This is a genomic window from Kitasatospora sp. NPDC005748 (assembly GCF_040630735.1).
Taxonomy (GTDB): domain Bacteria; phylum Actinomycetota; class Actinomycetes; order Streptomycetales; family Streptomycetaceae; genus Kitasatospora.
Genome location: NZ_JBEXYD010000031.1, coordinates 1 through 15,043 on the forward strand (window position 1 = coordinate 1; position 15,043 = coordinate 15,043).

Sequence of the window (15,043 nt, forward strand, 5' to 3'; positions counted from 1 at the left end):
TCGGGCGTCAGCGCGCCGATCACGCCGTCGTCCAGCACACCGGCGGTGTGCACGACGCCGGTCAGCGGGTGCTCGGCCGGGACGGCGGCCAGCAGCGCGGCCACCGCCTCCCGGTCGGTCACGTCGCAGGCGGCGACCGTCACCGCCGCGCCCAGCCCGTCCAGTTCGGCCACCAGCTCCGGCGCGCCCTCGGCCCCGAGACCGCTCCGGCTGGCCAGCACCAGGTGCCGGACGCCGTGCTCGGTGACCAGGTGCCGGGCCACCAGCGCGCCCAGCGAGCCGGTACCACCGGTGACCAGGACGGTCCCGTCCGGGCGGAACGCCTCGGGTGCCTCCGTCGCGGGCCGGGCCTGCGCCCGGACCAGGCGCGGCACGGAGAGTGCCGCCGCCCGGACGGCGACCTGCGGCTCGTCGGCGGCCAGGACGGCGCCGAGCACGGTGGTGAAGGAGCCGTCGGTGTCCGGGTCGAGGTCGAGCAGGACGATCCGGTCCGGGTTCTCGGCCTGCGCGGTGCGCAGCAGGCCCCAGACCGCCGCGCCCGCCGGGTCGGTGACGTCGGCGTCGGTGCCGGCCGGCACCGCGCCCCGGGTGACCACCACGAGCCGCGCGTCCTCGAAGGCCGCGTCGGCCAGCCAGGCCTGGACGACCTCCAGGGCCTGCGCGGTCAGGGCGAGCACCTGGTCGGCGTCCTCGCCGCCGTGGGCCTCCAGGACGGCGACGGCAGGGGCCTCGGCGGCCAGCGCGGCCACCTCCTCGCCGGTGGCGACCGGCACCCAGGACGGCGCCGCCGCGGCCGCGGCCGCCGGCAGTGTGCTCCACTCCAGGCGGAACAGTGCGTCGCGGCCCTCGTCCGTGGCGGCCGCGGTGTCCAACTGCTCGACGTCCACCGGCCGGAAGGTCACCGAGTCGACCGTCAGGACGGCGCCGCCGGCCTCGTCGACGGCGGTCAGCGCGAGCTTGTCCGGCCCCTGCGGGGCGATCCGGACCCGGACGGCGCCCGCGCCGGCGGCGTGCAGCACCAGCCCGTTCCAGGCGAACGGCAGGACGTTGTGGCCTTCCTCGGGCTGGGCGAACGCCTGGGTGTGCAGGGCCGCGTCGAGCAGCGCCGGGTGGATGCCGAAGCGGGCGGCCTCGTCGCGCCGCTCGTCCGGCAGGGCGACCTCGGCGAAGAGCTCCTCACCGCGCCGCCAGACGCCCTGGAGGCCCTGGAACGCCGGGCCGTAGGCGTAGCCGTGCCGGGCGAGGTCCTCGTAGAAGCCGGCGACGTCGAGCTCCACGGGCTCCGCGCCGGCCGGCGGCCAGGCGGTGGTGTCGAAGCCGGGCGCCGCCGGGCGGTCGGCCGGGGCCGCCGTCAGGGTGCCGGCCGCGTGCCGGGTCCAGGCGTCCGGGCCGATCTCGCCGGCCGCGTCCTCGCGGGCCGAGTAGACGGCGACGGTCCGCGCGCCGTCCTCGTCGGGGCCGCCGACGGCGACCTGGATCCGGACTCCGCCGTGCTCGGGCACCACCAGCGGTGCCTCGATGACCAGTTCGTCGAGCCCGCCGGCGGCGACCACGTCGCCGGCCCGGACGGCCAGCTCCACCAGGCCGGTGCCGGGGACCAGCACGACCCCGCCGACGGCGTGGTCGGCGAGCCAGGCGTGCGTGCGCAGCGACAGCCGGGACGTGCAGAGCACCCCGCCCGTCTCGGGCACCTCCACCACCGCGCCGAGCAGCGGGTGGTCGGCCGTGACCTGGCCGAGCGAGACCGCGTCGGTGGCGGCGGTGGTCTGCAGCCAGTAGTGCCGGTGGTCGAAGGCGTAGGTCGGCAGCTCCAGGTGGCCCGGGTCGGCGGGCAGGAGGCCGGTCCAGTCCACCGCGACGCCACGGACGAAGAGTTCGGCCACCGCGGCCAGCACGGTGTGCGCCTCGGGGCGGCCGTCGCGCAGGGCGGCGACGCAGACCGCGTCCTCCCCGGCGGACTCCGCCACCGCGCTGCTGAGCGCGGCGCCGGGGCCGAGCTCGACGAAGAGCGCCCCACCCGCTCCGGCCGCCGTGGCGATGCCGTCGGCGAACCGGACCGGGCGGCGGACATGGTCCACCCAGTAGGCGGGGTCGGCCAGCTGACCGGGCTCGGCCACCTGACCGGTGACGTTGGAGATCACCGCGAGCTCGGGCTCGCCCCACGACACGTTGGCCAGGGCGGTGGCGAACTCCGCCAGCATCGGCTCCATCAGCGCCGAGTGGAAGGCGTGCGAGACGGTCAGCTGCTTGACCTTGCGGCCCTGCTCCCGCAGTTGCTCCGCGGCCTTCAGCACGGCCGCCTCCTCACCGGAGAGCACCACCGACGAAGGCCCGTTCACCGCCGCCAGATCCACGCCGTCCGTGAAGATTTCGGCAACCTCGGCCTCGGTGGCTGCCACCGCCACCATCGCGCCGCCGGACGGCAGCGCCTGCATCAGCCGACCGCGTGCGGCGACCACCGCCGCCGCGTCCCCGAGCGAGAGCACCCCGGCCACGTGCGCGGCCGTGATCTCCCCGATCGAGTGGCCCATGACGGCGTCCGGCCGGACGCCCCAGGACTCGATCAGCCGGAACAACGCCGTCTCCACGGCGAACAGACCCGCCTGGGTGTACACGGTCTGGTCGAGGGATCCGGCCGTGCCGAGCACCACGTCCTTGACCGGGTGGTCGGTCCACCCCGCCAACTGCGCGTCCAGCGCCTCGCAGGCCGCGTCGAAGGCCTCGGCGAACACCGGGTACCGCTCGGCCAGCTCCCGGCCCATCCCGACCCGCTGCGAGCCCTGCCCCGGGAACACCAGCACCGTCCGGTCGGTGTCGGACACCGTGCCGGTCACCAGGACGGGGCTGCTCTCACCCCGCGCCAGGGCGCTCAGCCCGGCCAGTGCCTCCTCCGGCGAACCCGCCAGCACCACCGCGCGCTCCGACAGCAGCGCCCGCTGGGCCAGCAGGGCGGCGGCGATCTCCGCCGTCCCCGCCCCGGAGGTCTCGACGAAGGGCGCCAGCCGGTCGGCCTGCCCGGCCAGCGAGCCCGCGCTCTTCGCCGACAGCACCAGCGGCGCCGTACCGGCCGGCGCGTTCTCGACCGTGACGGCCTGCGCCTCGGCCTCGACCGGGGCCTGCTCCAGGATCAGGTGCGCGTTCGTCCCGCTGACGCCGAAGGCGGAGACCCCGCCACGCCGCGGTCGGCCGGTCTCCGGCCAGTCCCGCGCCTCGGTCAGCAGCTCGACCGCGCCGGCCTGCCAGTCCACCTCGGTCGAGGGCTCCTCGACGTGCAGGGTGGGCGGCAGGACGCCGTGGCGCAGCGCCTCCACCATCTTGATCACACCGGCCACCCCGGCGGCCGCCTGCGCGTGCCCCAGGTTGGACTTCACGGACCCGAGCCAGAGCGGCCGCCCCGGCTCCCGGTCCTGGCCGTAGGTGGCCAGTAGCGCCTGCGCCTCGATCGGGTCACCGAGCACCGTGCCGGTGCCGTGCGCCTCGACCGCGTCCACCTCGACGGTGGACAGGCCCGCGTTGGCCAGCGCCTTGCGGATCACCCGCTGCTGGGAGGGCCCGTTCGGCGCGGTCAGACCGTTCGACGCGCCGTCCTGGTTCACCGCGCTGCCGCGGACCACCGCGAGCACCCGGTGCCCCTTGCGCCGCGCCTCGGAGAGGCGCTCCAGCACCACCACACCCGCGCCCTCGGCCCAGCCGGTGCCGTCCGCCGTCGAGGAGAAGGCCTTGCAGCGGCCGTCGGGCGAGAGCGCCTGCTGGCGGGAGAACTCCACGAAGGTGTGCGGGTTGGCCAGCACCGTCGCGCCGCCGGCCAGCGCCATCGAGCACTCGCCCTGGCGCAGCGCCTGGGCGGCCAGGTGGATCGCCACCAGCGACGACGAGCAGGCGGTGTCCACGGTGACCGCCGGGCCCTCGAAGCCGAACACGTAGGACACCCGGCCCGAGGCCACGCTGCCGGCGGAACCCGTCGCGGTGAAGCCGCTCAGCTCCGGCGGCACCTCGCCGCCGAACCCGTAGCCCTGGCTCATGACGCCGGAGAAGACGCCGACGTCGGTGCCCTTCAGCGCCGCCGGGTCGATGCCCGCCCGCTCCAGCGCCTCCCAGGACGCCTCCAGCAGCAGCCGCTGCTGCGGGTCCATCGCGAGTGCCTCGCGCGGCGAGATCCCGAAGAACCCGGCGTCGAACAGGCCGGCCTCGTGCAGGAAGCCGCCCCGGTCGACGTAGGAGGTGCCGATCCGGCCGGGGTCGGCGTCGAACAGGCCGTCCAGGTCCCAGCCGCGGTCCTCCGGGAACGGGGAGAGGGCCTCCCGGCCGTCGGCGACCAGCCGCCAGAGGTCCTCCGGGCTCGCCACGCCGCCGGGCAGCCGGCAGGCCATGCCGACGATCGCGATCGGCTCGTCGGGGTCGGCGGCCAGGACGGCCGGCGCCGCCGGCCCGGCCGCGGCGGCCACGTGGCCGAACGCGCCGTGCAGGTGGCGGGCCAGGGCGAGCGGGGTCGGATAGTCGAAGACCACGGTGGTGGGCAGGTTGAGGCCGGTCGCCTCACGGACCCGGTTGCGCAGTTCGACGGAGGTCAGCGAGTCGAAGCCGGCGTCCTTGAAGGCCTTCTCCGCCTTGACGCTGTCCGCCCCGGCGTGGCCGAGGACGGTCGCCACCTGGCCGCGGACCAGGTCGAGCAGCAGGGCCTCCTGCTCGGTGGCCGACAGCCCGGCCAGCCGGTCCGCCAGCCCGCCGCCGCTGCGCTGGGCGGCCGCCGCCCGGACGGCCTGCCGGCCGGCCCGGACCAGGCCCCGCATCAGCGGCTGGACGGCGCCGCCGGAGGCCGCGTCGGCGCGGGCCGCCCGCAGGTCGAGCTTGATCGGCACGACCAGGGCCCGGTCGGCGTGCAGGGCCGCGTCGAACAGGGCCAGGCCCTCGGCCGGGGTCAGCGCCAGGACGCCGCCGCGGCTCATCCGGGCCTGGTCCAGCTCGCTCAGGTGCGCGGTCAGGCCGGTGCTCTGCTCCCACAGACCCCAGGCCAGCGAGACACCGGGCAGCCCGTCGGCCCGCCGGCGGGCCATCAGGGCGTCCAGGTAGGCGTTGGCGGCCGCGTAGTTGCCCTGGCCGGCCGAGCCGAACAGGCCGGCGGCGGAGGAGAACACCGCGAAGGCCGTCAGGCCCAGGTCACGGGTCAGCTCGTGCAGGTGCTGTACGGCGGTCACCTTGGGCGCGAAGACCCCGGCGATCCGCTCGGGCGTCAGCGCGCCGATCACGCCGTCGTCCAGCACACCGGCGGTGTGCACGACGCCGGTCAGCGGGTGCTCGGCCGGGACGGCGGCCAGCAGGGCGGCCACCGCCTCCCGGTCGGCGACGTCGCAGGCGGCGACCGTCACCGCCGCGCCCAGCCCGTCCAGTTCGGCCACCAGCTCCGGCGCGCCCTCGGCCCCGAGACCGCTCCGGCTGGCCAGCACCAGGTGCCGGACGCCGTGCTCGGTGACCAGGTGCCGGGCCAGCAGCGCGCCCAGCGAGCCGGTGCCACCGGTGACCAGGACGGTCCCGTCCGGGCGGAAGGCCGGTTCGGCGCCGGTCGCGTCGCCACCGGCCGCGCGGACCAGCCGCGGTGCGGAGAGCACCCCGGCCCGGACCGCGACCTGCGGCTCGCCGGAGCCCAGCACGGCGGTGAGCAGCGGCTCGACGTCGGTGCCGGAGGTGAGGTCGGTGGCGGTTTCGGTGTCGATCAGGACGAGCCGGTCCGGGTTCTCCGCCTGGGCGGCGCGGATCAGGCCCCAGACGGCGGCGCCCGCCGGATCGGTCACCGCGGCGTCGCCGCCGGCCGGCACCGCGCCCCGGGTCACCAGCACCAGCCGGGAGTCCTCCAGGCTCGGTGCGGACAGCCAGGTCTGGACGAGGTCCAGGATCCGGCCGGTCAGGGCCAGGGCGTCGCCGCGCCGGTCGGTCGCCTCCACCAGCGCGACCACCGGGGAGGTGACGTTGTCGGCGAGGATCTGCACCTCGTCCGCGTGGAACAGCGGCACCCACGGCGGCAGCGTCTCGCCGCCGGCGGGGGTCTCGGGCAGGTCGGTCCAGTCCACCCGGAAGAGGGCGTCCGGGCCGGCGTCCGCCGCGGCGGACGAGAGCTGCTCGGCGGAGACCGGCAGGAAGGCGAGCGCCTCCAGGGTCAGGACCGGGCCGCCGGTCTCGTCGGCGGCCTCCAGCGAGAGCCCGTTCCGGTCGGACGGCGCGAGCCGCACCCGCAGCGCCGAGGCGCCGGCGGCGTGCAGCGTCAGGCCGGTCCACTCGGCCGGCTGCCAGAGCCGCGGTCCGCCCGCGGTCCCGTCGGCCACGGCGGCGTGCCGCAGGCCGGACTGGAGGGCGGCGTCCAGCAGCGCCGGGTGGATGCCGAAGCGGCCGGCGTCGGCGCGCTGGTCCTCGGGCAGCACGACCTCGGCGAAGACCTCCTCGCCGCGCCGCCAGAGCCCGCGGACGCCCTGGAAGGCCGGGCCGAGGGCGTAGCCGAGGCGGAGCAGGTCGTCGTAGAGCTCGTCGGCACTCGCCTGCCGGGCGCCGGTGGGCGGCCAGACGACGAGGTCGGCGTGCGCCTCGGTGCGGGCCGCCGCCGGGGCGAGCCGGCCGGTGGCGTGCCTGGTCCAGGCGCCGGTGTCGTCGTCGGCGTCCTCGCGGGCGGCGTAGACGTCGACGCTGCGGGCACCGCTCTCGTCGGGGCCGCCGACGGTGACCTGGACCCGGACGCCGCCGTGCTCGGGCAGCACCAGCGGGGCCTCGATCACCAGCTCGTCGAGGGTGCCGCAACCGACCTCGTCACCGGCGCGGACGGCCAGCTCCACCAGCGCGGCGGCGGGGACGGGGACGACCCCGCCGACGCCGTGGTCGGCCAGCCAGGGGTGGGTGCGCAGCGACAGCCGGGAGGTGAACGCCAGCCCGTCCGACTGCGGCAGCCGGACGACGGCGCCGATCAGCGGGTGGTCGACGGTGGCCTGGCCGAGCGAGGCCGCGTCGGTGGCCGGGGCGGTCTGCAGCCAGTAGTGCCGGTGGTCGAAGGCGTAGGTCGGCAGCTCGACGCGGGCGGTGCCGATCGGCAGCACGCCCGTCCAGTCCACGGCCACGCCGCGGACGAAGAGTTCGGCCATCGAGGCGAACAGGCGGCGCGGACCGCCCTCGTCCCGTCGAAGCGAGCCGGTGACCAGGGCGTCGACCGCGGTCTCGTCGACGATCTCGTTGATCGGCTGGACCAGCACCGGGTGGGCGCTGGACTCGACGAACACCGTGTGGCCCGCTTCGAGCAGCGCGGCGACGGCGGGGCCGAAGCGGACCTGGCCGCGCAGGTTGCGGTACCAGTACCCGCCGTCCAGCACGCCCGCCTCGTCGATCCACTCGCCCGTGACGGTGGAGAGGAACGGCACCACCGGGGCCTGGCTACGAATGTCCGCGAAGGCCTCGCCGAGGGTCTCCTCGATCGCCTCGACATGACGGGTGTGCGAGGCGTAGTCCACCGCCACCCGGCGCACCCGCACCCCGTCGGCCGCCAGCACCTCCAACGCCTCGTCCAGCGCCTCGGCGTCACCGGCGACCACGACCGAGGCCGGGCCGTTGACGGCCGCGACCTCGACGCGGTCCGCCCAGCGCTCCAGGCGAGTCAGCGCCTCGCTCTCGGGGAGCGCGACCGACGCCATGCCACCGCGACCGGCCAGCTGACCGGCGATCACCTGGCTGCGCACCGCGACGATCCGGGCGGCGTCCTCCAGGGACAGCGCACCGGCCACGCAGGCCGCCGCGATCTCGCCCTGGGAGTGGCCCAGCACGGCGTCCGGCAGCACGCCCACGGACGCCCAGACGGCGGCCAGGCCGACCATCACCGCGAAGCTGGCCGGCTGGAGCACGTCCACCCGGTCGAGCAGCTCGGCCGGGGCCTCGCCGCGCAGCACCTCCACCAGCGACCAGTCCACCCAGCGCTCCAGCGCCGCCGCGCACTCCGCGATCCGCTCGGCGAACACCGGGGAGGTGTCCAGCAGTTCACGGCCCATGCCGGCCCACTGCGAGCCCTGCCCCGGGAACACCAGGACCGTCCGGCCCGCACCGGCCGAGCCGAGCGAACCGCCGGTCACCAGGGCCGGGGCCGACTCGCCCCGGGCCAGCGCGCCCAGCCCGGCCAGCGCCTCCTCCGTCGAACCGGCCACCAGCACCGCACGCTCGGAGAGCAGCGCGCGCCGGGACAGCAGCGCGTTCGCCGTGGCGGCGAGCGAGGGCCGGTCCGCCGTGTCGAGGAAGGCCGCCAGGCGCGCGGCCTGACCGGCCAGCGAGCCGGTCGAGGCGGCCGACACCACCAGCGGCACCGTGTCGGCGCCCGGCAGCACGTCGCCCGCCGCCGGCTCGACGGCCGGCACCTCGGCGGACTCCTCCAGGATCAGGTGCGCGTTGGTGCCGCTGATCCCGAAGGAGGAGATCCCGGCCCGGCGCGGCCGGCCGCCGGCGGCCCAGTCGCGCGCCTCGGTCAGCAGCTCGACCGCCCCGGCGGACCAGTCCACCTCCGGGGTCGGCGCGCTGACGTTCAGTGTGGAGGGCAGCACGCCGTGCCGCAGCGCCTGCACCATCTTGATGACGGCCGCGACACCGGCCGCGGCCTGGGTGTGGCCGATGTTGGACTTCAGCGAGCCGAGCCAGAGCGGACGCTCCGGGTCGCGGTCCCGGCCGTAGGTGGCCAGCAGGGCCTGCGCCTCGATCGGGTCGCCCAGCGCCGTTCCGGTGCCGTGCGCCTCCACCGCGTCGATGTCCGAGGCGGCCAGGCCCGCGTTGGCCAGCGCCTTGCGGATCACCCGCTGCTGCGAGGGGCCGTTGGGCGCGGTCAGGCCGTTGGAGGCGCCGTCCTGGTTCACCGCGCTGCCGCGCAGCACCGCGAGCACCTGGTGCCCGTTGCGCCGCGCCTCGGAGAGCCGCTCCAGGACCACGATGCCGACGCCCTCGGAGAGGATGGTGCCGTCGGCGCCCGCCGAGAACGCCTTGACCCGGCCGTCGGCGGCGAGGCCGCGCTGGCGCGACATGCCGAGGACGCCGACCGGCGAGCCCATCACGGCGACGCCGCCGGCCAGCGCCAGCGAGCACTCGCCGGACCGCAGCGCCTGCGCGGCCAGGTGGATCGCCACCAGCGAGGAGGAGCAGGCCGTGTCCACGGTGACCGCCGGGCCCTCGAAGCCGAACACGTAGGAGACCCGGCCGGAGGCCACACTGCCCGCGGTCGCGGTGGTGACGAAGCCTTCGAGCTCGGCGGGCATGCTGGTCAGCGACTCGACGTAGTCGTGGATGGAGACACCGGAGAAGACGCCGATGTTGCCGCCCCGCGCCGTGCCGGGGTTGATGCCGGCCCGCTCCAGCGCCTCCCACGAGGCCTCCAGCAGCAGCCGCTGCTGCGGGTCCATCGCCAGCGCCTCCCGCGGCGAGATCCCGAAGAACTCGGCGTCGAACTCCCCGGCGTCGCGCAGGAAGCCGCCCTTGTGGACGTAGGAGGTGCCGGGCTTCGCGGCGTCGTCGTCGAAGAGCTCGTCGAGGTTCCAGCCGCGGTTGTCCGGGAAGCCCACCATGCCGTCGCGGCCCTCGTGCACCAGGCGCCACAGGCCCTCGGGGTCGACCACGCCGCCGGGCAGCCGGCAGGCCATGCCGACGATGGCGATCGGCTCGTCCGGGTCGGCCGCGACCACGGTGGGGGCGGCGGCGGCACCGGCCGCGGTGTCGCCGAGCTCCTCGCGCAGGAAGCGGGCGAGCGCCACCGGCGTGGGGTAGTCGAAGATCAGGGTGGCGGGCAGCTTGACCCCGGTCGCGGCGCTCAGCCGGTTGCGGAGCTCGACCGCGGTGAGCGAGTCGAAGCCGATGTCGCTGAAGCCCCGGGTGCCCTGGGCCAGTTCGTGGCCGTTGAAGCCGAGCACCGCGGTGGCCTCGGCCTGGACGATACCCAGCAGGATGCTCTCCTGCTCGGCCTCGGACTTCCCCGCCAGGCGGCGGACCAGCCCGCTGCCGTCCCCGGCGGCGGTCCGTGCCACCCGGCGCCCGCTCCGCACCAGGCTGCGCAGCATGTGCGGGACGGCGCCGCCGGACGCGGTGTCCGAGCGCAGCGCCCGCAGGTCGAGCTTGATCGGGACGAGCAGCGCCTGCTCGGCCCGCAGGCCGGTGTCGAAGTGGGCCAGGCCCTCGGCCGGGGTCAGCGCCAGGACGCCGCCGCGGCTCATCCGGGCCTGGTCGACCTCGCTCAGGTGGGCGGTCAGGCCGGTGCTCTGCTCCCAGAGGCCCCAGGCCAGCGAGAGACCGGGCAGTCCGCCGGCCCGACGGCGGGTCATCAGGGCGTCGAGGTAGGCGTTGGCGGCGGCGTAGCTGCCCTGGCCGGCCGAGCCGAGCAGCGCGGCGGCGGACGAGAAGACCACGAACGTCCGCAGCTGCGGGGCGAGTTCGCGGGTCAGCTCGTCCAGGTGGCGCACCGCGGTCGTCTTGGGCGCGAAGACCCCGGCGATCCGCTCCGGCGTCAGCGCGCCGATCACCCCGTCGTCCAGGATGCCGGCCAGGTGGACGAGGCCGGTCAGCGGGTGTTCGGCCGGGACGGCGGTCAGCAGCGCGGCGACCGCCTCCCGGTCGGCGACGTCGCTCGCGACCACCGACACCGTGGCGCCGAGTCCGGCGAGTTCGTCGGCCAGTTCGTCGGCGCCCTCGGCGGCGGGGCCCCGGCGGCCGGCCAGCACCAGGTGCCGGACACCGTGCTCGGTGACCAGGTGGCGGGCGACCACGGCGCCGAGCGAGCCGGTTCCGCCGGTGACCAGGACGGTGCCGTCCGGGTCGAAGGCGGTGGCAGGGGCCTCCTCCGGGGCGGCGTCGGCACGCACCAGGCGGGAGGCGGAGAGCGCCGTGCCGCGCACCGCGACCTGCGGCTCGCCGGAGGCCAGCACCGCCCCGAGGACGGCTCCCGCCCCGGCCGCGGCGGCGGGGTCGAGGTCGACCAGGACGATCCGGTCCGGGTTCTCCGCCTGGGCGGCGCGGACCAGGCCCCAGACGGCGGCGCCGGCCGGGTCGGTCACCGCGGCCTCGCCGCCGGCCGGGACGGCGCCCCGGGTGGCGACCACCAGGCGGGCCTCGGCCAGGCCCGGCGCGGCCGTCCACGCCTGGATCGCGGCCAGCACCCGGCAGGTGAGCTCCAGCGGGTCGGCCTCGGCGTCGGCCGCGGTCGCGTCCAGCACGGCGACCGCCGGCACGTTCTCGCGGGCGGCCAGCGCGGCCACGTCCTCCGGTCCGGACAGCGGGGCCCAGACCGGCGCGGCCGTGGCGCCCTCGGGCGCGGGCAGCCCGGTCCACTCGACCCGGAACAGCGAGTCCCGGCCGTCCTGGCCGGCCGCGCTGCCCAACTGCTCGGCGGAGACCGGCAGCGAGACCAGCGAGTCCATCGTCAGGACCAGCTCGCCGGCCTCGTCGGCGGCCTGGAAGGACAGCGCGTCGGTGCCCCGGGGGGCGACTCGCACCCGCAGCGCGGAGGCGCCCAGCGCGTGCAGCACCAGCCCGTTCCAGGCGAACGGCAGCACGTTGCGGCCGTCCTCCGGGTTGGTGAACGCGTTGGTGTGCAGGGCGGCGTCCAGCAGGGCGGGGTGGATCCCGAACCGGTCGGCGTGCTCCCGCTGCTCCGGCGGCAGCACGGCCTCGGCGAAGAGCTCCTCGCCGCGCCGCCAGACCGCCCGCAGGCCCTGGAACGCCGGGCCGTAGGAGTAGCCGCGGACGACCAGGTCGGTGTAGAAGTCCTCGATCTCCACGGGCTCGGCGCCGGCCGGCGGCCAGGCGGCGAAGTCCACGGCGGGCGTGGTGCTGCCGCTCGGGGCGGCGGACGAGAGCAGACCGGTCGCGTGCCTGGTCCACTCGCCGTCGCCGTCCTCGCCGGCGGCGTCCTCGCGCAGGGAGTAGACGTCCACCGTGCGGGAGCCGGTCGGGCCGGGGCCGCCGACGGCGACCTGGACCCGCACGCCGCCCTGCTCGGGCAGCACCAGCGGGGCCTCGATGACCAGCTCTTCGAGGATGCCGCAGCCGAACTCGTCGCCCGCGCGCACCGCCAGGTCGACGTAGACGGTGCCGGGGACGATCACCACGCCCTGCATGGCGTGGTCGGCGAGCCAGGGGTGGGTGCGCAGCGACAGCCGGGAGGTGAAGACCAGCCCGTCCGACTGCGGCAGCCGCACCACCGCCCCGAGCAGCGGGTGGTCGGTGCCGGTGAGGCCCAGCGAGGCGGCGTCGGTGGCGGATCCGGTCAGCTGGAGCCAGTAGTGCTGGTGGTCGAAGGCGTAGGTCGGCAGGTCGACCAGGGCGGTGTCGGCCCCGGCCGGCAGCTGGCCGGTCCAGTCCACGGCGACGCCCCGGACGAAGAGTTCGGCCATCGAGGTCAGCAGGCGGCGCGGGCCGCCCTCGTCCCGCCGCAGCGAGCCGGTGACCACGGCCGAGGCGTCGGCGGCGTCCACCAGCTCGCTGATCGGCTGGACCAGTACCGGGTGGGCGCTGGACTCGACGAAGACGGTGTGGCCCGCGCCGAGCAGCGCGGTGATAGCCGGGCCGAAGCGGACCTGGCCGCGCAGGTTGCGGTACCAGTAGCCGCCGTCCAGCACGCCCGCCCCGTCGATCCACTCGCCGGTGACGGTGGAGAGGAACGGGACCAGCGGGGCCTGGCTGCGGATGTCCGCGAAGGCCTCGCCGAGGGTCTCCTGGATCGCCTCGACGTGCCGGGAGTGGGAGGCGTAGTCCACCGCGATCCGCCGCACCCGCACGCCCTGGTCCTCCAGCGCGTCGAGGGCCTCGTCGAGGGCCTCGGCGTCACCGGCGACCACCACGGACGCCGGGCCGTTGACGGCGGCGACCTCGACGCGGTCCGCCCAGCGCTCCAGCCGCTCGACGGCGTCGGTCTCGGAGAGCGCCACCGAGGCCATCCCGCCGCGCCCGGCGAGGCTGCCCGCGATCACCTGGCTGCGCACCGCCACGATCCGCGCCGCATCCTCCAGCGACAGCGCACCGGCCACGCAGGCCGCCGCGATCTCGCCCTGGGAGTGCCCGACCACCGCATCCGGCAGCACGCCCACGGACGCCCAGACGGCGGCCAGACCGACCATCACCGCGAAGCTGGCCGGCTGGAGCACGTCGACGCGGTCCAGCAGCTCGGCCGGGGCCTCGCCGCGCAGCACGTCCTCCAGCGACCAGTCCACCCAGCGCTCCAGCGCCGCCGCGCACTCCGCGACGCGCGCGGCGAACACCGGGGAGGAGTCCAGCAGTTCACGGCCCATGCCGACCCACTGCGAACCCTGCCCCGGGAAGACCAGGACGAGCTTGCCCGCCCCGGTCGCGCTCCCCGTCACCAGCCCGGCGGCGGATTCGCCGCGGGCCAGCGCGGCCAGCCCGGCCAGCGCCTCGTCCCGCGAACCGGCCACCAGCACCGCCCGCTCGCCGAGCACCGCGCGCCGGGTGGCCAGCGTCCCCGCCACACCGGCGAGGGAGACCCCCTCCGCGGCGTCGAGGAAGGAGACCAGCCGCTCGGCCTGGCCCGTCAGGGACCCCTCGGAGGCCGCCGAGACCACCAGCGGCACCACGGCGTCGGGCGCGGCCCCGGCCTGGGCGGGCTCCTCCTCGGGCACCTGCTCCAGGATCAGGTGCGCGTTGGTGCCGCTGGCGCCGAAGGAGGAGACCCCGGCCCGGCGCGGCCGCCCGGTCTCCGGCCAGGGCCGGGTCTCGGTCAGCAGCTCGACGGCGCCCGCCGTCCAGTCCACCTGCGGGGTGGGCGCGTCGACGTGCCGGGTGGCCGGCATCACGCCGTGCCGCAGCGCCTGCACCATGTTGATCACACCGGCGACCCCGGACGCCGCCTGGGTGTGGCCGATCACCGACTTGACCGAGCCGAGCCGCAGCGGTTCCCGGCCGTCCACGCGGTCCTGCCCGTACGTGGCCAGCAGCGCCTGCGCCTCGATCGGGTCGCCGAGGACGGTGCCGGTGCCGTGGCCCTCGACCATGTCGATGTCGCCCGTGGACAGGTTGGCGCTGTCCAGCGCCTTGCGGATGACCCGCTGCTGGGCGGGGCCGTTGGGCGCGGTCAGACCGTTGGAGGCGCCGTCCTGGTTGAGCGCGGAGCCCCGGACCACCGCCAGCACGCGGTGGCCGAGCTCCCTGGCCCGGGAGAGCTTCTCCAGCAGGATGACACCGGCGCCCTCGGCCCAGCTGGAGCCGTCGGCGCAGGCCGCGTAGGACTTGCAGCGGCCGTCGAAGGCCAGGCCGCGCTGGCGGGCGAAGCCCACGAAGCCGCCCGGGGTGGACATCACGGTCGCACCGCCGGCCAGCGCCATCGAGCACTCGCCGCGGCGCAGCGCCTGGGCGGCCAGGTGGATGGCGACCAGCGACGAGGAGCACATGGTGTCGACGGTGACCGCCGGGCCCTCCAGCCCGAGCGAGTAGGCGACCCGGCCGGAGGCGACACCGCCGGCGGTGCCCAGGGCCCGCTCCAGGCTGAGGAAGCCCTCGTAGCCGCTGAGGTCCGGGGCGTAGTCCTGGTGCACGATGCCGGCGAACACGCCGATGTCGGTGCCCCGGACGGAGTGCGGGGCGATGCCGGCCCGCTCCAGGGCCTCCCAGGACACCTCCAGCAGCTGCCGCTGCTGCGGGTCCATGGCGAGCGCCTCGCGCGGCGAGATGCCGAAGAACCCGGCGTCGAACTGGCCGGCGTCGTGCAGGAACGCGCCCTCGCGGACGTAGGTGGTGCCGGGGTTGTCCGGGTCCGGGTGGTAGAGGCCTTCGAGGTCCCAGCCCCGGTCCTCGGGGAACGCGGTGTACACGTCGGTGCCGTCGGTGACGACCCGCCAGAGGTCCTCGGGGGTGCGGATCCCGCCCGCGTACCGGCAGGCCATCGACACGATGGCGATGGGCTCGGCGGGGGCCTCCAGGAGCTTCTGGTTCTCCTGCTGGAGCCGCGCGTTCTCCTTCAGCGAGGCACGAAGTGCGTTGACGATCTGCTCGTCCGGCGTCGTCATGTTCCTACGTCCTCCGTGTCAGTCCGCTGTCAGTG

Annotated in this window: 1 protein-coding gene; it reads right to left on the minus strand. The window is 76.3% G+C overall.

Annotated elements, in window-relative coordinates; all coding sequences use genetic code 11:
* On the minus strand, window positions 1-15,008 hold a 15,008-nt coding region (locus ABZ495_RS22005), incomplete at its 3' end, for an SDR family NAD(P)-dependent oxidoreductase (RefSeq protein ID WP_359837595.1).
* Between the last annotated feature and the right edge of the window lie 35 nt (window positions 15,009-15,043).